Annotated in this window: 24 protein-coding genes and 1 other RNA gene; 11 read left to right on the top strand and 14 right to left on the bottom strand. The window is 41.4% G+C overall.

The window, feature by feature from the left end; translation table 11 throughout:
* Nucleotides 1-34 precede the first annotated feature (34 nt).
* The 6 genes from ACTJKG_RS13110 to rnpB form a co-directional block, all read right to left on the bottom strand.
* Entirely contained in the window at nt 35-916 is an 882-nt protein-coding gene (locus ACTJKG_RS13110; RefSeq protein WP_166086643.1) for a bifunctional 5,10-methylenetetrahydrofolate dehydrogenase/5,10-methenyltetrahydrofolate cyclohydrolase, read from the bottom strand.
* A 103-nt stretch (nt 917-1019) separates the two neighbouring features.
* Nucleotides 1020-2807: a translation elongation factor 4 gene (gene lepA, locus ACTJKG_RS13105; RefSeq protein WP_172333522.1), complete on the bottom strand. Its 1788-nt coding sequence runs from the start codon at nt 2805-2807 to the stop codon at nt 1020-1022.
* Between the two features lie 46 nt (nt 2808-2853).
* Nucleotides 2854-4500 carry a hypothetical protein gene (locus tag ACTJKG_RS13100; RefSeq protein WP_440739464.1) on the bottom strand — a complete coding sequence of 549 codons (1647 nt, stop codon included), beginning with the start codon at nt 4498-4500 and terminating at the stop codon, nt 2854-2856.
* A gap of 211 nt (nt 4501-4711) precedes the next feature.
* A complete protein-coding gene (locus ACTJKG_RS13095) occupies nt 4712-5173 on the bottom strand; it encodes a lipocalin family protein (protein ID WP_440739463.1) in 462 nt (153 codons plus the stop codon).
* A 100-nt stretch (nt 5174-5273) separates the two neighbouring features.
* Nucleotides 5274-6653 carry a sigma-54-dependent transcriptional regulator gene (locus ACTJKG_RS13090; protein WP_440739462.1) on the bottom strand — a complete coding sequence of 460 codons (1380 nt, stop codon included), beginning with the start codon at nt 6651-6653 and terminating at the stop codon, nt 5274-5276.
* Between the two features lie 216 nt (nt 6654-6869).
* Nucleotides 6870-7268: RNase P RNA component class A (rnpB, locus tag ACTJKG_RS13085), an RNA gene on the bottom strand.
* A 199-nt stretch (nt 7269-7467) separates the two neighbouring features.
* On the opposite strand from rnpB, the gene ACTJKG_RS13080 reads away from it, so the two are divergent.
* A complete protein-coding gene (locus ACTJKG_RS13080) occupies nt 7468-7866 on the top strand; it encodes a DUF3574 domain-containing protein (RefSeq protein WP_440739461.1) in 399 nt (132 codons plus the stop codon).
* A 145-nt stretch (nt 7867-8011) separates the two neighbouring features.
* Here the strand turns inward: ACTJKG_RS13080 and ACTJKG_RS13075 are convergent, their stop codons facing one another.
* From ACTJKG_RS13075 to ACTJKG_RS13060, 4 genes are read right to left on the bottom strand one after another with little or no spacing between them, the layout of a single operon-like run.
* Complete coding sequence (locus ACTJKG_RS13075) at nt 8012-8434, bottom strand: c-type cytochrome (RefSeq protein WP_440739460.1); 423 nt, start codon at nt 8432-8434, stop codon at nt 8012-8014.
* On the bottom strand, nt 8431-9087 hold the full coding sequence (locus tag ACTJKG_RS13070) for an SCO family protein (protein ID WP_440739459.1): 657 nt from the start codon (nt 9085-9087) through the stop codon (nt 8431-8433). Before ACTJKG_RS13070 ends, ACTJKG_RS13075 begins: the two co-directional genes overlap by 4 nt.
* Nucleotides 9084-9494, bottom strand: coding sequence for a hypothetical protein (locus ACTJKG_RS13065; protein WP_172333515.1), 411 nt, complete (start codon nt 9492-9494; stop codon nt 9084-9086). The genes ACTJKG_RS13070 and ACTJKG_RS13065 overlap by 4 nt, the downstream gene beginning before the upstream one ends.
* 50 nt (nt 9495-9544) lie before the next feature.
* The gene (locus ACTJKG_RS13060) at nt 9545-10015 is read right to left on the bottom strand and encodes a DinB family protein (protein WP_440739458.1); all 471 of its coding nucleotides are present in this window, start codon (nt 10013-10015) and stop codon (nt 9545-9547) included.
* Between the two features lie 429 nt (nt 10016-10444).
* Between ACTJKG_RS13060 and ACTJKG_RS13055 the strand changes: the two genes are divergently transcribed.
* Nucleotides 10445-11812, top strand: a complete 1368-nt coding sequence (locus tag ACTJKG_RS13055) for a GH1 family beta-glucosidase (RefSeq protein WP_440739457.1) — start codon at nt 10445-10447, stop codon at nt 11810-11812.
* A 73-nt stretch (nt 11813-11885) separates the two neighbouring features.
* On the opposite strand, the gene ACTJKG_RS13050 is transcribed toward ACTJKG_RS13055, so the two are convergent.
* Nucleotides 11886-13067 (bottom strand): acyl-CoA dehydrogenase family protein, encoded by a 1182-nt coding sequence (locus ACTJKG_RS13050; RefSeq protein ID WP_172333512.1) that lies wholly within the window; start codon nt 13065-13067, stop codon nt 11886-11888.
* Nucleotides 13068-13306: 239 nt separating this feature from the next.
* Here ACTJKG_RS13050 and folB point away from each other — a divergent pair, with 239 nt between their 5' ends.
* Complete coding sequence (folB, locus tag ACTJKG_RS13045; protein ID WP_172333511.1) at nt 13307-13666, top strand: dihydroneopterin aldolase; 360 nt, start codon at nt 13307-13309, stop codon at nt 13664-13666.
* Nucleotides 13663-15060, top strand: a complete 1398-nt coding sequence (locus ACTJKG_RS13040; protein ID WP_172333510.1) for an FAD-binding oxidoreductase — start codon at nt 13663-13665, stop codon at nt 15058-15060. The genes folB and ACTJKG_RS13040 overlap by 4 nt, the downstream gene beginning before the upstream one ends.
* Nucleotides 15061-15126: 66 nt before the next feature.
* On the opposite strand, the gene ACTJKG_RS13035 is transcribed toward ACTJKG_RS13040, so the two are convergent.
* Entirely contained in the window at nt 15127-15573 is a 447-nt protein-coding gene (locus ACTJKG_RS13035; RefSeq protein WP_172333509.1) for an acyl-CoA thioesterase, read from the bottom strand.
* 136 nt (nt 15574-15709) lie between these two features.
* On the opposite strand from ACTJKG_RS13035, the gene ACTJKG_RS13030 reads away from it, so the two are divergent.
* From ACTJKG_RS13030 to ACTJKG_RS13020, 3 genes are all read left to right on the top strand, one after another.
* A complete protein-coding gene (locus tag ACTJKG_RS13030) occupies nt 15710-16150 on the top strand; it encodes an Hsp20/alpha crystallin family protein (RefSeq protein WP_172333508.1) in 441 nt (146 codons plus the stop codon).
* A 156-nt stretch (nt 16151-16306) separates the two neighbouring features.
* Nucleotides 16307-17563, top strand: coding sequence for a putative DNA modification/repair radical SAM protein (locus ACTJKG_RS13025; protein ID WP_440739456.1), 1257 nt, complete (start codon nt 16307-16309; stop codon nt 17561-17563).
* A 2-nt stretch (nt 17564-17565) separates the two neighbouring features.
* A complete protein-coding gene (locus ACTJKG_RS13020; RefSeq protein WP_440739455.1) occupies nt 17566-18324 on the top strand; it encodes a TIGR03915 family putative DNA repair protein in 759 nt (252 codons plus the stop codon).
* A 603-nt stretch (nt 18325-18927) separates the two neighbouring features.
* On the opposite strand, the gene ACTJKG_RS13015 is transcribed toward ACTJKG_RS13020, so the two are convergent.
* Nucleotides 18928-19431 (bottom strand): anthrone oxygenase family protein, encoded by a 504-nt coding sequence (locus ACTJKG_RS13015; RefSeq protein ID WP_216650453.1) that lies wholly within the window; start codon nt 19429-19431, stop codon nt 18928-18930.
* Between the two features lie 3 nt (nt 19432-19434).
* Nucleotides 19435-19770: a c-type cytochrome gene (locus ACTJKG_RS13010; RefSeq protein ID WP_172333505.1), complete on the bottom strand. Its 336-nt coding sequence runs from the start codon at nt 19768-19770 to the stop codon at nt 19435-19437.
* A gap of 179 nt (nt 19771-19949) precedes the next feature.
* Between ACTJKG_RS13010 and ACTJKG_RS13005 the strand changes: the two genes are divergently transcribed.
* The 4 genes from ACTJKG_RS13005 to ACTJKG_RS12990 all read left to right on the top strand — a co-directional run bounded on the left by ACTJKG_RS13005 (nt 19950) and on the right by ACTJKG_RS12990 (nt 23814).
* A complete protein-coding gene (locus tag ACTJKG_RS13005; protein ID WP_172333504.1) occupies nt 19950-21302 on the top strand; it encodes a PhoH family protein in 1353 nt (450 codons plus the stop codon).
* A 111-nt stretch (nt 21303-21413) separates the two neighbouring features.
* On the top strand, nt 21414-22073 hold the full coding sequence (locus tag ACTJKG_RS13000) for an MBL fold metallo-hydrolase (protein WP_440739454.1): 660 nt from the start codon (nt 21414-21416) through the stop codon (nt 22071-22073).
* A 280-nt stretch (nt 22074-22353) separates the two neighbouring features.
* Nucleotides 22354-22986: an HAD family hydrolase gene (locus ACTJKG_RS12995; protein WP_172333502.1), complete on the top strand. Its 633-nt coding sequence runs from the start codon at nt 22354-22356 to the stop codon at nt 22984-22986.
* Nucleotides 22987-23034: 48 nt separating this feature from the next.
* Nucleotides 23035-23814 (top strand): DUF6438 domain-containing protein, encoded by a 780-nt coding sequence (locus tag ACTJKG_RS12990; RefSeq protein WP_172333501.1) that lies wholly within the window; start codon nt 23035-23037, stop codon nt 23812-23814.
* The last annotated feature ends 43 nt before the right edge of the window (nt 23815-23857 follow it).

The following is a 23857-nucleotide window of genomic DNA, read 5'->3' as shown; positions in this document are numbered from 1 at the left end:
CCAACAGAATCAACTACTCACTTAATCAACCAACCTATTGATAAACCTCTTTATTAGCGGAAGCCAGGGTGTTTTTAAGTAAACCAATGATGGTCATTAAGCCAACACCGCCCGGTACCGGGGTTATCCAGGATGATTTTGGAGCAACGTTCTCAAAGTCAACATCGCCGTATAGTTTATAGCCTGATTTGGTTAGGGCAGAGGTTTCGCGGTTCATACCCACGTCAACCACAACAACACCATCTTTTACCATATCGGCAGTAATGAAATTCTTTTTGCCTATGGCCACGATCAAAATATCGGCTTGTAAGGTAATGCTTTTAATATCAGGAGTACGGCTGTGGCATATAGTAACTGTGCAATTGCCCGGAGTAGTATTACGAGCCATCAAAATACTCATGGGGGAGCCCACGATATTACTGCGACCCACTACCACACAATGTTTGCCTACAGTATCAATGCCATACTCTTTAAGCATCAGGGTGATACCATAAGGAGTAGCGGGTATAAATGATGGCAGATTACGCTGCATACGGCCCAGGTTTACCGGGTGAAAGCCATCTACATCTTTACGGTGATCAATACGCTCGGTTACTTTTTCCGGGTCGATATGTTTGGGTAGGGGAAGTTGTACAATGATACCGTCGATGTCTGCATCAGCATTTAATTCCTCCACTTTCTTCAACAATTCTTCTTCGGTCACATCATCCTCATAACGTACCAGGGTTGATTTAAAACCAACCTTTTCGCAGTTTTTCATTTTGCTGGCCACGTAAGTTTCGCTGCCACCGTCATGACCAACCAATACAGCCACCAAATGAGGCTGCCTGCCGGTGCGCTGTAATATTTTAGCCGCTTCTTCGGCTATTTCAACCTTCAATTTTTCCGATACGTATTTTCCGTCTAATAGTTGCATAAAATAAATAAGAATCAAGAAGTAAGAGCCAAGAATCAAGAGTAGCATAAATCAAGAGAAGCTCTTTTGTCTTGCCTCCTGATTCTTATCTCTTGATTCTATATTAATCCAATTTCAAAACAGCCATAAATGCCGATTGTGGTATCTCTACGTTACCAACCTGGCGCATGCGTTTTTTACCTTGTTTTTGTTTCTCTAACAGTTTACGCTTACGGGATATATCACCACCGTAACATTTGGCGGTAACGTCCTTACGTAAGGCCTTCACCGTTTCGCGTGCTATGATCTTAGCACCAATTGATGCTTGTATAATGATCTCGAATTGCTGGCGAGGTAAAAGTTCTTTTAACTTTTCGCAGATCCTTTTACCAAAATCATAAGAGTTGCCTCTGAAAATCAGTGACGATAAAGCATCCACAGGCTCAGAATTTAAACGGATATCCAGACGAACCAAATCAGATTGGCGATAACCTATCTGGTGGTAATCAAACGAAGCATAACCTTTGGAAATAGTTTTCAGCTTATCATAAAAGTCAAAAACAATTTCGCCCATCGGCATTTCAAATATGAGCTCAACACGGTCGGACGTTAAGTACGACTGGTTAACAATACTACCACGTTTTTGGATACAAAGCGACATCACAGGTCCTACAAATTCCGATTTGGTAATGATGGTCGCTTTAATATAGGGTTCTTCCACGTGATCAATTTTACTTGGATCAGGAAGATCTGATGGGTTATTAACTACAATCTCATCACCTTTGGTAGTATAAGCAAGATACGATACGTTGGGAACGGTAGTAATCACCGTCATGTTAAACTCACGCTCCAAACGCTCCTGGATGATTTCCATGTGCAGCATGCCCAGGAAACCGCAACGGAAACCAAAGCCTAATGCCGCAGATGATTCCGGTTCAAAAACCAGTGATGCATCGTTCAGTTGCAGTTTAGCCATCGATTCGCGCAGCTCTTCGTAGTCCTCGGTATCAACCGGGTAAATACCGGCAAATACCATTGGTTTTACTTCTTCAAAACCTTGAATACCTACTTCGCAAGGACGGTCAACCCGGGTTATGGTGTCACCAACCTTAACCTCGCGGGCTTCTTTAATACCAGATATAATGTAGCCTACATCGCCGGTTTTGATCACATCTTTAGCAAGCGGACGAAGCTTCAGCGTACCTACCTCATCAGCCAGATATTGCTTTTCTGTCGCGACAAATTTTACTTTATCACCTTTACGGATCTCGCCGTTCACTACTTTAAAATAAGCAATGATACCACGGAAAGAGTTGAACACCGAATCAAATATCAAAGCCTGTAAAGGTGCCTCAGGATCGCCCACCGGTGCCGGTACACGCTCCACAATGGCACGTAAAATATCATGTACGCCCATACCTGTTTTACCAGATGCGGCCAGAATATCCTCACGTTTGCAACCAATCAAATCAACTATCTGGTCTTTTACCTCCTCGGGCATTGCACCGGGAAGATCCATTTTATTCAGCACTGGGATTATCTCCAGATCGTTTTCTAATGCCAGGTAAAGGTTTGATATGGTTTGCGCCTGTATACCTTGTGCCGCGTCAACGATAAGCAATGCGCCCTCGCAGGCAGCTATAGAGCGGGAAACCTCGTAGGAGAAATCCACGTGGCCCGGGGTGTCTATCAGGTTCAGGGTATATTTCTGCCCGTCAAGCACATAATCCATTTGTATGGCATGGCTTTTTATGGTGATACCCCGTTCGCGTTCCAGGTCCATATCGTCAAGCAATTGTGCCTGCGATTCGCGTTGGGTAATAGTGTTGGTATATTCTAATAACCTATCGGCAAGTGTACTTTTACCGTGGTCGATATGTGCGATGATACAAAAATTACGAATGTGCTCCATTGAACCGCAAAAATAGCTTTTTAAGATGAGATTTTGATATACTGTTTTAATTAGCCGCTTCTACAAACACCGGGGTTTCGGAAACCTTCACCGTTACCTTACCAAGCGTTGTGGAAACCTGGGTTTTAACGGCCGCATTTGCACCTGCCTTTAAAGTATAAATATTGGCTTTAGCGGCCAACAGCCCTAAATTGAGCGTATAATTCGCAGTACGGCCTTTTTGATCTGGGATCATTAAAACGTACATTACTTTACCACCCGAAACATATTTATCAACTATTGGATCGGCATTGATAGTGCTTTGGTAGGCATAATTCCCCATCAGTGCATTGGTTTGCAGAATATAATCGGTCGCAGGTCTCGGCTTAGCATCCGTGGCCAAACCAGAAGTAGCATACTGAACATCAACATCGGGAGTATCATCCAGCAATTGATAGTAGAACGTTTTTTTGATGCCATGCCTGATATACAAAAGAGAGGTTCTTAGTATCCAATCGGCTTGCGTTGAAAGAACTGATTTATCGCCAATAGCTATAGCCTTCTGATAACTACCCTGATTTATATCATAACCCGTTTCTGTTACCCAAACCTCGGGTTTTTGAGGTAATGTGTTGGCATACTGCACAAATGAATCGGCAATTTGACCAGCCATGGATAGCTCCGGAGCTACGCCCGTAGTTGCCCTGGCATGGGTAAGTATATTGCCATTATTATTATAAAAATGGAAGTTGATCACATCAAAACACAGGTTGATAGTGCCATCAGCTTTATAACCCCGATTTTTCCGGCACCACTCTACCATCCGTTTAACCCAGTTTACATCGCAGGTAGCTAAACCACCCATCACAACCTGCATAGTAGGGTCAGCGGTTTTTACGCCGGCGTTATTGCCTAACCGGCCTTTATCACCATCATAAAATGCCGACATATTTGCGGCGTATTCCTCCGGAGTTTGCTGAGTAGCGTCACTTTTCCACCACTTATCGCGCTCGTTATCACATTCAATATATTTGATGAGCCCCATGCCTATCTTAACCACATTAAGTGGATCATTAGCCCACCTCGGGCGACTATCAACCTTAACCAGGGCTTTATTTACATTGCCGTTATAGCCATACCTTGCGGCAAACTGAAAAGCAGTACGTGCCTGGTCGGCATAGGTTGCGGGATCACTTTTATTAATTCCATAAGGTGCAGGCACATTTTCATTATCCTGCAAATTAGCAGGGTAGGTGCTTTCCAGCCAGGTTGGGCAATTTTTCAGATCGGCCAAAACCAAAATGCCGTCTTGCTTGCAACGGGTGTATATCAAATCATAATCCCAGCTGCCATTATTAGTAGGATTGTAAGTGTAATCGCCTTTGGTGTTTTCCAGCTTATTCCAGTTCATATAATGCCTTACTGCACTAAAAGACTTGATTACAGCCATATTAGCCTCATAAATATGACTTTTCAAATTAGGGTTTGCCGGATCCTGCAAAAAGTTCCATTCATAGGCATTGATACCGAACATATTTTTTAATGCCACGCTATGAGGAATGAGAGAACCATCAGTTGTTGTATCTTTTGATATTATGGTACCATCGGGCGTTTTCGGACTGTCGGTGGTAGGTTTAAGCTTTTCTGTCCGGCAGTTATTAAAAAATAATACGGTGATTGATATAACAACAGTGAGTTTACAGGACAAAAGCATTTTTGCTGTTTTTGGGGATGGTACGTTCATATGGGGGCACTGCAAAGATAATCAGTTTCTGATCAAATCCTCCACTTACCTTTTTGTGTTATTTTATCCTTAACAAAACAGCCCGATTCTTCTTTCTATTGAAAAAAACGGGCCGTTATTCATTACAAAAACACGAAAATTGCGCGTAAAACTATTACGTGTTGTAATCTGCTTATATCGTTTATCGCAGTTTTACATAGGTTTCAATGATCTCGTGATCAATTTTAAGGCTGTCAATTTTTTCAATGCCTTTTTGGATCAGGGTATCATGTTTAAATTCTACGGTAAATTTAAAATCGCGGTTTTCCCATTCGCGGGCATTGCAGTAAGCCAAATGCTCTGCATAGTTATTACCTTGCAAGGTATAGGTACCGCTGCCAGCGCTAAAAACTGGTTTATCAACCTTTCCATTTTTTAAGTCATGGGTAAAGAACGCAAAATCAGTTCCGTTAAATATTTTGACCATTTCCTGATCTTGGGGAGGGGTTGTTACCGCAGTATCGCCTTTGGTAATGCTTTTGCTCGATACTAAATGCCAGGTACCGGTTAAAGGAGAGGCAGGAGCTTTTTCCGTTTCGGTAGGTTTTTGTGTACAGCCAGCGATGGCTAAAATACAAAACGATAGTAAAAATGTGTTTCTCATAACGTGATTGGGTTTATTACAATTGTAAAAAATTTAACCCAATAAAAAAAGTGATTGAGTGTTAAGTTCAATCACTTTTTAAAATATTTATATAAGTTTATTATTCGCCTCTTTTCAAACCGAATTTTTCGATCTTACTATACAGGTGGCTACGCTGTATATCAATATCATCGGCTGTTTTGGATACGTTCCAGTTATTTTTTTCCAATTTAAATTTGATGTATTCCCGCTCGGCAAAATCCTTGTATTCCTGGAAGTTATTGAACTGATCAAAATCGGTTTGGGCCATACCATTACCTTCGCCGCCCGCAACTGCAGGTGCGGATGGATTGGCAAATGCCTTCACATCATTATCGGTAATGGTTTTGTCGCTCAGAATGATCAAACGCTCAACCATGTTCCTGAGCTCGCGGATATTTCCCGTCCATGGCAATGCTTTCAGGGCTTCGAGGGCGGCATCTGATATTTTTTTAACCGGCATGCCATACTCATTACAGATCTCATCCAGGAAGCTTTGAGTAAGCAGGGTGATATCATCCTTACGCTCAATCAGCGGCGGCACGTGTATCAATATTACGCTCAGTCGGTGATAAAGGTCCATCCTGAAATTGCCGGCCTCTATTTCTTTAAGCAGATCCTTGTTAGTAGCCGCAACTACCCGCACATCAACATCTATTTCTTTTTCGCCGCCTACACGGGTGATCTTATTTTCCTGCAAGGCACGTAAAACCTTGGCTTGGGCCGATTGACTCATATCGCCGATCTCATCCAGGAAAAGCGTACCGCCGCTGGCCGATTCAAATTTACCGATACGCTGTTTAATAGCCGAGGTAAATGAACCCTTCTCGTGACCAAAAAGCTCACTTTCAATTAACTCTGACGGAATAGCCGCGCAATTGACTTCAATAAGAGAAGAGGAGGAACGATTAGATTTTTCATGCAGCCAACGAGCCACCAATTCTTTACCGCTACCATTTGCACCAGTGATCAAAACACGGGCATCGGTAGGGGCTACACGGTCAATAGTTTCTTTTATTTTAACAATAGCCTGGGAGTTACCCAGAATTTCGCGAACTTTTGAAACCTTGCGTTTTAATACCTTGGCTTCAACAACCAGGCTTCCTCGGTCAAGGGCGTTACGTACGGTGATCAGCAGGCGGTTAAGATCTGGTGGTTTTGATATAAAATCAAACGCGCCCTTTTTGCTGGCTTCTATAGCTGTTTCAACTGTGCCATGACCAGATATCATGATAAAAGGCAGATCGGGTTTTATGGCCAAACCCTCGGTAAGTACCTCCATGCCATCCATGCGATTCATTTTGATGTCGCACAGTACCAGGTCGTAATCATTTTTTTCAATCAGTTGCAGTCCGTCAACGCCATTGTCAACGTCTTCAACATCATAATCCTCATATTCCAATATCTCGCGTAGCGTATTGCGGATCGCCCGCTCATCATCAATGATTAAAATTTTAGCCATATCTTTTATTAAATGTAAATCAGGTAGTTTTTTAAGTCCGAAGTCTTAAGCATTAAGTCATCAATTGAAGATTATTTTCGAATAGACATCAGACTTAGAACTCAGTACCTGGGACTTTATTTAGCTTGCTAATATATAAGATTTTGTATAGAAAAATAAACACTTGAGCTTGTAACAAAAATAACCCCTTCCTGTTTGCAGGAAAGGGTTATATAATTCAGCAGCAAATCTGTAAGCCGGGTTCTGTATTGCTTAAAAAGCAATTTCTATCATTTATCTGGCCCTGCCATTGCTGACAGGTTTAAACAACCTACCCATCCCGGAGTAGTGCCCGAAGGCATTGCGGAAGCGAGCAACTCCACTTCCGGGACCTATTTGGTTTTTCAACTCCTGAGGTTTACCATCATTTCCGGTCACCCGGAAACGTCGTGAGCTCTTACCTCACGGTTTCACCCTTACCCAATCCCGATAGCTATCGGGACGTGGCGGTTTGTTTTCTGTTGCACTTGCTGTCGCCGGCTGCCGGCGCCTTCCCGTTAGGAAGCAGGATGCTCTGTGTTGCCCGGACTTTCCTCCGTCCCGATAAATCGGGACAGCGATAGAACGTTTTGCAGGGGTAAAGGTACGGATTTTTTGGGGAAGGGGCGCCCTCTAAATCTACCCAAAAGTAGGAGACTTTAAAAAAATGCCTAAAGCCCTCTCCAAAGAAAAGGACTGGGTGGGGCTTTCTTGTAATCTTTAATTAAACCCCATAAACAATAGTTAAATTTTATTTTTTAATTATTTTTGATGTATACCAAAACCTTTTACACCTATGAAAAAGAATACCTACCGAATTTTACCTCTTTTCTTTTGCCTTAGTTTGGCTTCTTGTGCTACTTATCAGCGGAGCGATCTGTTTTTTGGAAGGGATATCCCCGATGGAGGACAGGTTAGCGAACAACAATGGAAAGCTTTTAGCGACAGTGTGATCAGTCATTTTTTTCCGGAAGGGTATACCGAATGGAACGCCGATGGGCGCTGGAAGGATACCAAAACAAAAGTAACCATAACCGAACCTACTAAAGTGGCTACTTTTTTTGGAAAACCAAGCAAGCAGCGCGACGCAGCACTGGATAGCATTGCGCAACTATATATCCGCCGGTTCAAACAGCAAAGCGTGCTGAGATCTGACAGTAAAACCAACGTGCAATTTATTAGTAAAACGCAGTGATAAGTAATAAAAAGAGGGGTGTCACCCTGAGCCCCGTCGAAGGGTAGAGCGCAGAGGCCCACCCACCATGCTTCGACGGAGCTCAGCATGGCACCCTTTATTGTCCCGCAGTCGCTCGGCTCCTGCCGAGCGACTGCTAAGTGATTTACTTACAATTTTTTAAATCAGCCTCAATCTGTTGCAGATTAATCAAACCTGACTTATTACCAAAGGAGTTGGTTATATAGGTTAATACCTTGGCTACCTCAATGGGCGACAGATCGGCTGCAGCAGGCATTTCACCTTCAAACTCACGACCAGCTACTGTTAATTTTCCTTTAAGGCCATTTTTTAGATAACAAGCTAATGATGAACGATTAGTTTTCAGAAACACAGAATCGGTAAGTGGTGGGATCAGCGCCTGCAAACCTTCGCCTTTTTCGCCATGGCAGTTTTGGCAATGCGCCAAATATATAACGCTGCCGCCAGAGTAATAGCGGCTAAATTCAACCTGATCCTCACTCTGGCACGAGGCCACCACTGCCATAATAAATAATAGGACTATGCCCGTAAAAAATGCTAATTTCATTTAGCGTTAACCTGGTCAGGTTCGGTTTTTAGTGTTTTAATATCGGCAATTAATTTGGTCACCTGTGCGGGATCGGTACCATCATAGGTACCACGAAGGCGTTTTTGCTTATCAACTAAAACAAAGTAACCATCATGTATATATTCGCCCTGTGGGTTTTTTTCCTGTACCGATACCAGGTAATTTTTAGCTATCTGGTAAGTTTCTTCTTTAGTACCGTGTAAAAGCCACCAGGTATTGCCGCTGATGCCCATTTTATCGGCATATTTTTTTAACACTGGCACAGTATCATATTTAGGGTCGATGGTATGGGATATGATCCTGAAATTATCATCGGCCTTAAACTCTTTGTACACGTTGAGCATATTGCGGTGCATTACCGGGCAGATAGAAGGACAGGTGGTAAAAAAGAAATCGGCTACATATATTTTGCCGTCCAAACTTTTATCGCTTATAGTATCGGCATACTGGTTCACAAATTTAAATGCCGGGATGGTTGAATAAGTTGTATCGGTAACCTGCTTGCCATCAACCGTTTTGGTAACCGGTTCACGATTGCCCAAAATAGGAAGTTTAGCAGTATTATTAGTACTACCTTGTTTACAGGCGCTATAAAGCGCGATTACAATAAATGCACAGACGATATTTTTCATTTTTTAGTGGTTGTATTCAGGTATTTATTTGAACTGGTAACGGCCATGTTTATTTGCGAATCAATAATGGTGATCTTCTTTTTTTGATCGGTCAGATAATCGATGATCTCCTGGTGGGATTTACCTTTATTTTCTGCATCAAATTTGTGCATCCAATCGCTCATAGCGTCATCCGCATCATCAACCAGTTTTAAATAAGCTTTGGCTGAGTCGATATTTACTGTAGTTGGTGCATTTTTGATGATACTATCCAGGATCATTTTATTTTTCATCAGCTGCTCGTCGCTGGCCATAACCTTATCATGTGTAGCTATAACGCTATCCAGCAGTAATTTTTCCTGTTTTTTACCGTCTCCGCAACCCCACAAAGCCAAGGCTGTTAAAGTAATCAAACTAAATTTTTTCATAGGACTTTTTCAATGGAAGTATATACTGGCAAATATGGCAAATAAACGGGTTAAATTTTGTTAACTACCGATCTTAAATAATAGGTATAGTCAGTAATAGGTAAACTTTCTGCACCCGCAAATTTCAACTGCTGGCCCACCTGTGCCCTGGTATGCGTACCATGATTAATTACGTGTGTTAATATATCCGCCAGTGAATCTTCCCAATTATCACCTCTAAAATTCTGATATTTAATTATTTTGTTAAGATCGGCATCGGTTAGTTGGTTTAAATAGATTATCCATTGGTCATGACATTCCGGAACAAGCTGTACGCACTCTTCAATAGTATAATCAAACCATGCATTAGCATATTTGGGTGGTAAGTTGTGGCAACGATCAAACCAAACCTGCTCGGCTGTTAGCAGGTGTGCAAACAGTTGTAATGCTTTTTGGGGCACTTGCCTGTCAATAATTGCTTTCAGTATCAGATCATTAGCAAAGCGGTTATAATTGAACAGTTTAATAAAGTGTGCTTTCATGAGGAGATAAGTGAATAATAGAACAAGTATCAGGCATAAATGACAAAACTCAAAATAGGTCTTTTATCTATTTTTTCCGATTAACTTTACAACAGAAGATTTGCAAAACTTATTCTTTAAAATAACTACCTGTTTCACAATAATTTACTAACTTTAAGTAAAACGTACTTTTCAATTAACCGCAATTCATCGCGGTTTAATAATATGATAATATAACTGTTACAATTAGGTTATACCTGTAGCTTAACTTTAGTTATATATTAAAAAGCATAGTTATGAAATTCATCACGGTTTTTTCAAGATTGGTCAGCAGTGTTCGTGAATGGATGATCCGCAAAAGCATGAGATCATCTTTTATCCACTAAATTGTCCGTTAAGCTTTTCTTTCATAAAATAATCGCAATTTTGGGCTTTGCTTAGCTCAATTTAATGGAACTAACTGATCTGGATACACCACTCCGCCAACAACTCTTTGGCCCCGACTTTATTTGGGGCGTTTCAACTGCCGCATTTCAGATAGAAGGCTCGCACGATGCCGATGGCAAGGGCGAATCGGTATGGGATGCTTTTACCACAAAAAAAGGCAAGATACTTAATGCCGACCACGCTCATACCGCCTGCGATTTTTATAATCGGTACGAGGAAGATATCGATCTCATCAAACAGCTCAATATCCCCAACTTCCGGTTTTCGATATCCTGGTCGCGCCTTTTACCCAACGGCACAGGCGAGATAAACCAGGCCGGTATTGATTATTATAACCGGGTTATTGATTATTGCATCAAAAAAGGAGTAGAGCCCTGGGTTACTATTTACCATTGGGATCTGCCACAGATACTGGAACAAAAAGGCGGGTGGACAAATAGGGAGGTTATCAGCTGGTTCAGCGAGTTTACAAACCTGTGCGTCCAAAGCTTTGGCGACCGGGTAAAACACTGGATGGTGATGAATGAACCAGTTGTTTTTACAGGCGCGGGATATTTTTTCGGCATACATGCTCCGGGCCGCAGCGGCATCAGGAATTTTATCCCGGCTATACACCACGTGGTGCTTAGTATTACCGCTGGAGCAAGGATATTACGCCAGTTACTGCCCGAAGCGCAGATAGGCACCACCTTTTCCTGCTCGCAAATTACCCCCGCCAGCGATAAACCAAAGGATGTAGCCGCCGCAGTAAGAGCAGACGCGCTGATTAACCGGTTGTTTATTGAACCTATTTTAGGTATGGGCTATCCTGTTAAGGAATTACCGGTACTGAAGAGTATCCAAAAATATATTCTGCCAGGCGATGAGGATAACATGCATTTTGATTTCGACTTTATAGGCATCCAGAACTATACCCGCGAGGTTGTTAAATATTCGTTTTTTACGCCTTATATCAACGCCAAAATGATAAAGGCAGAAGATCGGAAAGTTGATGAGCTTACCGCTATGCGCTGGGAAGTTTTTCCGCCGTCTATCTATCATATGATTAAAAAGTTTGATGCTTACCCCGGTATCAAAAGTATTATCATTACCGAAAACGGCTCTGCTTTTCCAGACGTAGTGGAGGATGGCAAAGTAGATGACCCAAAGCGCCTGCGGTATTTACAAAACTATATACGCCAGGTACTCAAAGCAAAAAACGAAGGCTGCAAAATAAACGGCTATTTTATCTGGACACTGACCGACAATTTTGAATGGGCCGAAGGCTATCATCCCCGTTTCGGGCTCATCTATGTTGATCATAATACCCAACAACGTATTGTTAAGGAGTCGGGAAAATGGTACGGGGAATTTTTAAAGGAAACTGTCTGAATCAGAATTTTCAGAATAATAACCAGTCAATTCTGTTAATTCCTAAATTCTGAAAATTCTGATTCAGACAATATTATTTAAACGCATCTTCCCCGGTAATATCCATACCGGTTATCAGCAGGTGAATATCGTGGGTACCTTCGTAAGTGATCACTGATTCCAGGTTCATCATGTGTCTCATGATAGAATACTCACCGGTTATGCCCATGCCACCTAATATCTGGCGGGCTTCGCGGGCTATGTTAATGGCGGTTTCTACGCTGTTACGTTTGGCCATGGATATTTGAGCAGGAGTTGCCCGACCTTCGTTTTTGAGTACCCCCAAACGCCAAACCAATAACTGAGCCTTGGTGATCTCTGTGATCATTTCGGCCAGTTTCTTTTGTTGTAGTTGGAAGCCGGCGATAGGTCGGCCAAATTGCACACGTTCTTTAGAATAGCGCAGGGCTGTATCATAACAATCCATAGCCGCGCCAAGCGCTCCCCAGGCAATACCGTAACGGGCCTGGTTAAGGCAACCCAGCGGACCTTTTAAGCCAGCCACATTTGGTAACACGTTTTCCTTAGGAATTTTCACATGGTCAAAAACCAGCTCGCCTGTAGCTGATGCTCTTAGCGACCATTTATTATGGGTAGTTGGAGTGGTAAACCCTTCCATGCCGCGTTCTACAATCACTCCGCGAACCTTGCCGCTCTCGTCTTTAGCCCAAACAACGGCAATATCAGCGAATGGGGCATTGGAGATCCACATTTTGGCACCATTTAAAATATAGTGATCCCCGGCATCTTTGATATTGGTAGTCATACCGCCCGGATTTGAGCCATGATCAGGTTCTGTAAGACCGAAACAGCCTATCATTTCACCAGATGCCAGTTTGGGCAGATATTTTTTGCGCTGTTCCTCGGAGCCATAAGCATAAATAGGATACATCACTAATGAACCCTGAACAGATGAGGTAGAACGGATACCCGAGTCACCACGTTCAATTTCTTGCATAATAATGCCGTAGGCCATATAATCCAAACCTGCACCACCATATTCAACAGGGATAGTTGGGCCGAAGGCGCCTATCTCGGCAAGGCCTTTTATGAGTTGATTGGGGAACTCGGCTTTTTGGGCGTAATCCTCAATAATGGGGCTTAATTCTTTCTTTACCCAATCGCGCACGGATGAACGGATGAGCTTATGTTCTTCGGTTAACAATTCATCTAATTGATAATAATCAGGCGCTTCGTACAGATCTGTTTTAGCCATAATGTTATAGTTGGTGGGCAAATATAGATGATTTGAGGGGGAGTTGGTGAAGCCTAAATCGCTGTTTTTGAATACCAGAAGCCACTTTATTTCAAAAACTATGTTTAGATTGTTTAAACCTACTTTTTGAAAATTATATTTTTTCAAAAAAAACTTTGAACCAGTCTTTTCTACTAAAATTTAACAGTCCAAAGGCATAAAGAGACTTGCTGAATCAAAAAATCAATTACTTTTGGAGTATGATAAATATAGCCTTGCAGGGTGCAGAGTTTTTTGCCTATCATGGGTTTTATCCCGAGGAGCAAAAAATAGGATGCCGTTTTCTGGTAGATATCGCGGTAGGTTTTGAACCGGCAACCGATTTGAAGGATGGGTTACATAACACGGTCGACTATGAAAAAGTGTATACCATAGCCTGCGAGGAGATGAAGATCCCCAGTAAGCTGATTGAAACGGTAGGGCAGGCGATCACTAATCGTATTCAGAGTAAATACCCCTTTGTTAAGACCATTGAAGTGACGATAAAAAAATTAAATCCCCCGTTGACAGGACGTGTAGCCCAGTCGAGCGTTACGATTAATTATCCACCAACAACATGAATTATAATATCATAACACCACCTGTAATTGATGCCATTACGGCCATTGTTGGTGCCGACGCGGTTATTGTGCAGCATGACGATCTTGAAAAATACAGTCACGATGAAACCGAGGACCTGGTTTATTACCCAGAAGTAGTTGCCAAGCCCCAAACCCCGGAAGAAGTGGCTGCCTTGTTGAAACTATGCAATAAGCACCGCATCCCGGTTACCCCCCGCGGGGCCGGCACAGGTTTAAGTGGCGGCGCATTACCGGTTAAAGGTGGGTTGCTGATAGCGATGGAGCGTTTTAATAAAGTACTGGATATTGATGAGCAAAACCTGCAAGCTACTTTAGAACCAGGTGTAATTACCGAGGAATTTATGAACCAGGTAGCGGCCAAAGGCTTGCTTTATCCGGTTGATCCGGCCAGTAAAGGAAGCTGTTTTATTGGTGGTAACGTATCGCATGGATCAGGTGGGCCGCGGGTAGTTAAGTATGGAACCATACGCGAATATGTATTGAATTTACAGGTAGTATTGGCATCCGGTGAGATCATCTGGACGGGAGCCAACACGCTTAAATATGCCTCGGGTTATAATTTAACTCAGTTGATGATAGGCTCGGAAGGCACCTTAGGTATTGTTACTAAAATTGTGGTTAAACTGATACCCTTACCAACCATTGATGCGCTGATGCTGGCATCGTTTCCAACTAACGAAGCGGCCTGTGCAGCTGTATCAGCTATATTCAGGGCGGGTATTGTGCCATCAGCGCTGGAGTTTATGGAACGCAGGGGAGTAGAGTGGGTAAAAGAATATGACGGTATCGCTTTTGATCTTAAGGATGATGTTCAGGCTTTTTTATTGATAGAAGTTGACGGCAACAATCAAGACGTGATATTTGCCGACTGCGAAAAGATCAACGCCGTTTTAGAGAATTACGACTGTAACGATGTGTTGTTTGCGGACTCATCGGCCCAAAAAGAAGAAATTTGGCGCCTTCGCCGTACCATGGCTGTATCGGTAAAATCAAACTCTATTTATAAAGAAGAAGATACGGTAGTACCCCGGGCCGCATTACCGCAACTCATAAAAGGCATCAAAGAAGTTGGTGCCAAATATGGCTTTGAATCTGTTTGTTATGGCCATGCCGGTGATGGCAACCTGCACGTAAACATCATCAAAGCCAAGATGAGTGATAACGACTGGAATAACAAACTCAAATTTGGCATCCGTGAAATTTTTGAGCTAACCGTATCATTAGGCGGCACACTTTCCGGCGAACATGGCATTGGCCTTGTTCAAAAAGAATTTATGCCAATAAAATACTCCGATGTACATTTCGCTTTATGGAAAGGCATCAAAAAAGTATTCGATCCTAACGGGATACTAAACCCGGGGAAAATATTTTAAAACAAATGTGCAGATAATGAAAACAATGTAAACCGACATTTGCATATTTACATATCTGCACATCTACTAATTCGTATTCAAAATCAGCCTTGGCTCATCATACTCAATCATACTGCGCCGCTCATTAACAGGTATAGATACTGACTTATTAGCGCTATAATCATAGCTAATACAAATGGTTTTGCCGGTAGTTACAATTTCTTCACCATGCTCGGTTATCTTAACCAGTACGTGCATTACATCAAAACTACTATTACCTATACGGACGGTACGTACATAACAGGCTATCTGGTCATTAATGGTGATGGGTTTCAGGTAATTGATCTCTGACCTCCCCAGGATAATACCTGCATGATTCCAATCCCAGTTGATGATCTCTTTCCAGTAATTGCTTCTGGCTATTTCAAAATAGGTTAAATACACCGCGTTGTTTACATGTCCGAAGGCATCTATATCTGAAAAACGGATGGGGATGGCCGTTTTATACTTGTAATCTGAAAGTTTTTCGCTCATTTAGGTCATTTTGTCTGTATAGAATCAATTTAAAGTGACAAGTTGTCGCTTATTTATCGATTTTATCACTTGGTACAACACTTGATTAATAGCTTACGAAGTTAACAAAAACAAAAACTTAAAGGAGACATTAAAAATGACACTTGTAAAATTCAACAACGGATTAAAAAATAACGCGGTAAACCCATTCTTTAATGATGTATTAGATTCTTTATTGAACGACTCATACATCGGTAATAAATTAGTTGCCCGCGTGCCTGCGGTAAACATTGCCGAAACTGAAAACGAATTTCAGATTGACCTGGCAGCACCCGGTTTAAAGAAAGAAGATTTCAAGATCAATCTGGATAAAAATGTATTGACCGTTTCTTCTGAAAAGAAAAGCGAAAGCGTAGAAGAAGGTAAAAAATTCAGCAAACGCGAATATAGCTACAGCTCTTTCAACAGATCGTTCACATTACCAGAAAGCGCCGATCATTCAAAAATCGAAGCTGATTATACCGACGGTGTATTAAAGCTTACCATAACCAAAAAAGAAGAAGCTAAATTTCAATCAAGAGAAATAGCTATCAAATAATAAAAGATTGTTTTCATAAAGTAGTTAGTTTGGTTTTTTAAAGAGGTCGCTCCGCAAGGGGCGGCCTTTTTTATTCTCGGATTACAACCAAAAGCGCTAAAAATAAACTCTTGCTCAATGTTAAATTGCTAAAATTATTAGTATTTTTGACTTAATATGAATGTAGAGCGGATAACAGAGAAGTTGAATATATTGGCGGATGCCGCAAAATATGATGTATCGTGCGCATCAAGTGGTAGTAAACGCAAAAATGAAAACAAAGGACTTGGAAATGCGAGTAACGGTATATGTCACAGCTACACGGAGGATGGGCGATGTGTATCGTTATTGAAAATACTGCTTACCAATCATTGTATTTTTGATTGCGCCTATTGTGTATCCCGTAAAAACAATGACGTTAAACGCGCAGCCTTCACCGTGCAGGAGGTGGTTGACCTCGCCATAAATTTTTATAGGCGCAATTACATTGAAGGCTTGTTTTTAAGCTCCGGCATTTTTAAGGATGCCGATTATACTATGGAACGCCTGGTTAGGGTGGCCAAAAAACTGCGTACCGAGCACAATTTTAACGGCTATATACATCTCAAATCTATCCCGGGAGCCAGTGATGAATTGATGCGGGAGGCAGGCCTGTACGCTGATAGGTTGAGTGTGAATCTGGAAATGCCTACCGAAAGCGGATTGAAACTGTTAGCTCCGGACAAAAACCGACAGGACATGCTCAACCCAATGAGTTTTCTAAAAAAAGAGATCATTCAACGGGCCGAAGAAAAAAAGCTCTTTAAAAACGCACCGGCGTTTGCCCCGGCAGGACAAAGTACGCAAGTAATTATTGGTGTCACACCAGAGAACGATCAGCAAATACTTCAATCAGCTGATTATTTTTATCAGAATTTCAATTTAAAACGAGTGTATTATTCCGGCTATGTTCCGGTACTGACCGACAAACGCCTGCCAGCGTTAAATACAGCGGTACCCATGGTGCGCGAAAACCGGCTTTACCAGGCCGATTGGCTGATGAGGTTTTATGGTTTTCATGTAAACGAAATTGTAAATAAAGATCAACCCTTACTTGATCTGGATATTGATCCTAAGCTGGGCTGGGCCATCCGAAATATGCAGATTTTTCCCGTCGATATTAATAAGGCCGATCTGCAATTGATACTACGTGTACCGGGCATCGGAATACAGTCGGCACAAAAAATTGTGAGCGCGCGCAAATTTGCCAGATTGAGCTGGGAGCAACTTAAAAAAATAGGAGTGGCCATTAATCGCGCCCGGTATTTTATTATTTGTAAAAGCAACGAATTTGAACGCCGCGATTTAACCGGCAATAATATTAAACAATTTATCCTTGCCGAATCAAAAAGCAAGTACATCAAAAACACGCAAACCCAACTTAACTTGTTTTGATCATGTATACATTGGTTTACGATGGCACATTCGAAGGCTTACTCACTGCGGTATTTGAAATATACGAGCGTAAACTATTACACGTAAAATTAATAAAAGGAGAATGGCGCGCCAGTGCGTTATTTGAAGAGGTATTAGAGATTATCACAGACGAGAACCGTGCTAACAGGGTATTACGAGGGCTACGGAAAAGATTATCAGTTGCTTGTGTACAACGACTTTATATTGCCCACATGGCCGAAATGGAGAATGAAGAAAACGCGATTGTTGGCTTTATTCGCTATGCCTTTGACGCTGATAGAAATATTGAAGAAGATTATGGAAATAAATACGTGATGCGTATTTCAGAGATCATCAAAATGGTTCGTCGTGAAAAACATCGGATGGAGGCGTTTGTGCGCTTCCAAAAACTAAAAGACGAAACATTTTACTCGGCTGTAGAACCCGATTTTAACGTTCTGCCATTGCTGATCAGGCATTTCAAGGACCGATACGCCGATCAGAAGTGGATGATCTATGATATTAAAAGACGGTATGGGATTTATTATGATTTGCACGATACCCAATATATCTCGCTTGATTTTTCAGAAACAAGCAAGCCGACCGATACTATAACGATTGTGAGCCACGATGAACTCATGTATCAGAGCCTTTGGAAAAATTATTTTAGCAGCACAAACATCGTTTCCAGGAAAAATACAAAGCTCCATTTAAGGCATATTCCTAAAAGATATTGGCGCCATTTAACAGAAAAATTTTAAACTTTTTTCATTTTACGCATTTTCTGAAACATAAAAACTATGCATTTCACGAGTTTTTGTGAATAAGCGAATTGTTTATAAGCACGGCTATTTTTCAACTATCCATAAATAATGAATTGAAAAACAAGCTTTAATCAATGTTTATAACTACACTTTCAATGTTAATAACGTGTTAATAAAAAACAAATAAAATCCTTGCAGAATCAGCAGGATGTCCCGATATTGAAATCATCAAGAACGACGTACATTGACAGCCTTTCAGGATTACAGAAGTTGAATCGGGTTAGCCTTCGGGAGAACTAAAGAACAAGGGAAGTGCCTGAGTTACATGAAAAAATGATAAGACGAAAGTTTTTGAAAAAGGATTGTGATTAAAAGAGGTATTGGGGAAATGCAGGAACTTCACGGAGAACCGCAACTGAACCAATGATATTGAAGGAGTCGACAGCTCGAAAGAGCGACGGACAAGATCATATCGGTAATGATGCACAAAACTTGGTGCTACTGGGAAGCTATGGCAGAACAGTGGTCAGGAAACGGGAGCTCAATTCGAAAGAAAAGACTCCCGTTTTCATTTTTACCAGATTTTGCAATTCCTTTCATTTATTTGCTTTCGTAGCAGCAACCGGTAATAACCAATACTAAACTTACTACATTAGCCAATGTGCGGATGTTATGCAAAAAGTTCCAGGGCCCCTCAAACATTGCCCGGTATACCGATAATTCTTTTGGCGATGCGGTCTCAGCATTAAGCCTTGCCAAGGCATCATTCAAGGGCACGTTTCCAAACATAGTAACGCCAAACACACCGATAGCGTAAACCAGAGCAGCAACAACTAACAGGATAAAGCGCGTATTCATTCCCGGGCTATAATTAAGATAAGCACTCAGGGGCAGCAACAATAACGTCCCCATAAAGCTGGCCATAAAAAGCGGATTTATTATTTGCACGTTGATGGAGTTCATAGCAGCGATATATTCGCGATCGGCGAGTTTACCCAGTCCTAAGTTAACAGAGCAGGTATAACCGTAAAACAGACCCGCGATTAAAGCAGTGACTGTTGCTGTGATGATTAAAATCAGGGTTGTCATATTCATCTTGATCATGATTTATTTTCTTAAAGTTTTAATGTATTCAATTACAGAGCTTATCTGGCCCGCAGTCAGTTTTTTTCCCCAGTTGGGCATAAAACCACGGCCATTACTAATGGTGTAGAGCAATTCGTTGTTATCTAATTTACTTAACCGCAAATTCGCAGCACCCCAGCGTCCTCTTGTGCCATCGTTACCATGACATGTAGCACATTTTTTTTCAAACAGGGGCTTGCCGGTTAAGGGGGAATTTTGAGCATAAGCAATTTGATTCCAGCACAGAAGCGCAATGATGATCAATGTGGTAAACCATTGTTTTATTTTGCTATTGTTATTAAAAGTTGATGATTTCATGGCGTTTTATTTTTTGATAAAGTTGCGGCGATATCAAAAAATAAAATAGAACAAAACCGACAAGGGGGGAGTTTTGAGTCTTAATCCCAAGTTTCCAATCAAAATAAATTCGAAATCCAACATCCGAATTCCGAAATACAAAATGGAAACTAAAAACAGATTCCTTAAATTAGTCGGATATGAATAAAGATGGTAAGAACGGGACTATAGGAAGTAATAAAATATTTGTTTTAGATACCTCGGTGATCCTTTACGATCACAACGCATTCCAGAATTTCCAGGAGCATGATGTAGCCATACCTATTCAGGTTTTGGAAGAACTGGATAACAAAAAAAACGGTAACGACACCCGTAATTTTGAAGCCCGAAGCTTTATCCGCCTTATGGATGATCTGTCTCGTAATAAGATGGTAAATGAGTGGATACCATTAAATGGCAAAAGCAAAGGCAGTTTCAAAGTAGCGATGGACATTAAAACCACTGCTATTGATGCTGAAGAAGTTTTTGGCTCCGACAAAACAGACCACCGCATTCTGAATGCGGCCTTAGGCTTGCAGGAAGAGAATCCTGGTAAAAAAGTGGTGCTGGTATCAAAAGATATATGCCTGCGTCTGAAAGCAAAAGCGCTTAATCTGCACGCAGAAGATTATGAAACCGGCAAGATTAAAAACCTGGATGAATTGTATACCGGGCAAACTGATGTAAACAAGGTTACCGAGAAACTGATAACCCAGTTAAACAAGCACGAAAATCTGCCAGCCGAAAGTTTGCATATTACATCGTACACCAATAATCATTTCTATATATTAAAAAGCAAAAATAGCGATGTACCTGGTTTTTATAATACCCAAACCAGGCAGCTGGAAAAAGTTATAGAGCAACCGGTATTTAATATATTACCCCGCAATATTGAGCAGGCCTTTGCCATTCATGCCTTGTTACATCCCGATATTAAACTGGTAACTATCCAGGGCAATGCCGGCACAGGTAAAACTTTACTGGCATTGGCCAGCGCGCTGGAGCAAAGAAAATATTATCGTCAAATTTTTGTTACAAGGCCGATTGTGCCTTTAAGTAATAAGGATATCGGTTTCTTACCCGGTGATATCAAATCAAAGATCGACCCATACATGGCGCCAATCTGGGATAATTTGAAGTTTATCAAAGATCAGTTTGGGGACGATGAAAAGATGCAGGCCAAAATAGATGAACTGGTAACTAACGACAAAATATCCATAGCCCCGCTGGCTTTTATCCGCGGACGTACATTGAGTAAGATATTCTTTATTGTGGATGAAGCCCAGAACCTTACGCCGCATGAGGTAAAAACCATTATATCACGCGCCGGCGAAAACAGCAAATTTGTTTTTACAGGAGATATTTACCAGATAGACACCCCATACCTGGATGCAGAAAGTAACGGATTGTCATACCTGATAGATAAAGCCAAAGGACATCCGCTGTACGCGCATATCACCTTGCAAAAAGGTGAGCGGAGCGAACTGGCCAATCTGGCAAATGAATTGTTGTAATTTTTAGTATCAAGTAGCTAGTATCAAGTATCATGATTTTTGAATTCGTTAAGAAGCAAATGCAGCTGTCGTGATACTTGATACTAGCTACTTGATACTAACTAAAAAGATATGAAAATCTCAAAATACCTCCATTCATGCCTTGTATTTGAGCTCGATGGTTATAAAATTTTATTTGATCCAGGCGATATTTCTTTTATTGAAGGCTTGGTAACACCCGAAATGTTTGCCGATGTTAATACTGTAGTGATTACCCATATCCATCCGGATCATTTTGTAATAGATATTTTACAAAGGATTTTAAATATTTCCGGGGCCAAGGTAGTCACCAATAGTCAGGTTGGTGAGCAATTAAACAGGGTCGGAATAAAATATTTGCTCCTGGAAGAGGGTATTGAGCACTTTGGCCCCTTCAAATTGGAGGCATTTCCGGTACAACATGCCCTGATCATGGATAACCCTTTACCTCAAATGACAGGCTTTGTGATCAACGATAGGGTGCTGCACCCGGTCGATTCCATGGAAGATAATCTGTTGAAATTCAAAGGAATAGAATTGCTAATTATGGTAACCATGGCGCCATTTGCCAGTGAAGTAATGATCTCCGCCTTTGCCGATAAGTTGCATCCCCGCCAGATATTACCCGTTCATGATGGTTATGCCAAAACTTTCTTCATTCAGAAAAGATATGCTGCTTACGTGAAACATTTTGACAAACTGGGCATAAAGTTTAACGAAGTATACCAAATAGGCGATAGCATCAACATCTGATTTGGGATTTGAGATGGTCTATTTCGGAGCTATGAGACTTTAGCGACAATTCAATTATCTTATTATCAAATAATTATAACAAACTCAAAGTGCAAAAAATTGGGCATAAAAAAAGCCCCTACCTTTTACGGTAGAGGCCCTATGGAACCAACCTCCTGCTAAGCTGGCCCACATTAACCTTATCACAATGCTAAGGTGAAGATAAATAATGAAGAAAACATGAACTTCTGTTTTATGCTTGGTGTAAATTTTACATCTTAGCAAAAACAAGATCGCTCACATGCAAAAGCCCGATAGTCTGATATTCGACATGGACGGAACCCTTTGGGATGCCGTTGACACCTACGCCAACTCCTGGAACCTGGTTTTCGAAAAAATGAGCATCCAACGTACCCTCGGCCGTGATGACCTGATGCAGCTGATGGGCATGGAAGGCAAAAAACTAACCAAGGTACTTATGCCCGAGTTTGATGATAACAGGGCACAGAGCATCTATATGGATGTAAATGAAACCCGCAGACAGATACTGCCCACCAGTGGCGGCGTTATGTACGATGGAGTGACCGAGGGTATCAAACAACTGGCCGCCAAATACAAAATCTTTATACTGAGTAATTGCGCTGTAGGGATTATTCCTTTGTTTATCAGCTGGGCTAAAATTGAAAATGACATTACCGATTTTATAGCTTATGGGCAAAATAATATGCCCAAGCATCATAACATGCAGTTGCTGATTGATAAACACCAGCTAAAGCACCCGGTTTATATAGGAGACACTAATGGTGACGCTGAGCAGACACGCATGGCCGGGATACCATTTATATTTGTGAGCTATGGTTTTGGAAAAACAGATGACTATGAATTGAAGTTTGATGATTTTGCATCATTAACAAAATATTATATGAGTTTGTGAGTTTTTAAAGCGTTAGCCAAATTTCTTCTACCCCTAAAGCATACTCCAATGGTAAAACGTGGACTCTCTCTGTTATTATTTTTGCTTATCTCAGATTTATCATTTGCTCAAAAAGTACAACTGGACGCCGAACGCTGGATAACCAAAGATCTGGGCCACCTTTACTTCATCGACAAAAAAGTATATTATAATTTTGTAGGCAATGCCGGCATTAAAGATCATTATGCTATTGTGAACGATACACTGATCCTGTCAGACATCTTCAGAAGCAGTGCCGACAATTTCAAGAAGCAACGGCGGACCGATTTTAAGTTCCTGATTAGACACGCCGACTATAATCGTATATATTTAAAAGCCGTTGAGCCAAATGCTATTGAACTGGCAGGTACCATTACTTACGAATTCTTCAACTTCAAAAACAGTTACGATAAAAACGTAAAATTTGCCAAGGTCTATTTCCTATCATCCACATGTTTTGGCGACTGTCCGCAGCTGGGTATCGAGATATGGCCCAATGGCGATTACCATTTAAAAGCCGGTGAACATGCTGCTCCATACAAAGGTGATTATACCGGCAAACTAAGTCCGAGTCAGCTGGATACATTGAATTATTGGCTTAAGCACAGCGAGCTAAAAAAAATGAACGACTGGCAACAAGGCAACCAAGTAGTCGATGCGCCAAACTATTACTTTGCCATTGACTTTGTTGACAGTAAAAAGAAACTTAGCATCAACACTAACGAACCACCCATGAACATTATCGATCTGATCAATTTCATGCTATCGTCTTACAAAAACTTAAAACTCACACCTGCAGGTAATAATTGATGAGGATCAAGAGATAAGAGTCGGGAGTCAAGATGAGGGCTTT

Source organism: Mucilaginibacter sp. 22184 (assembly GCF_052045695.1).
Lineage (GTDB): Bacteria > Bacteroidota > Bacteroidia > Sphingobacteriales > Sphingobacteriaceae > Mucilaginibacter.
The sequence above is the reverse complement of the archived record's forward strand: the minus strand, read 5'-3'. Positions and strand labels throughout refer to the sequence as shown.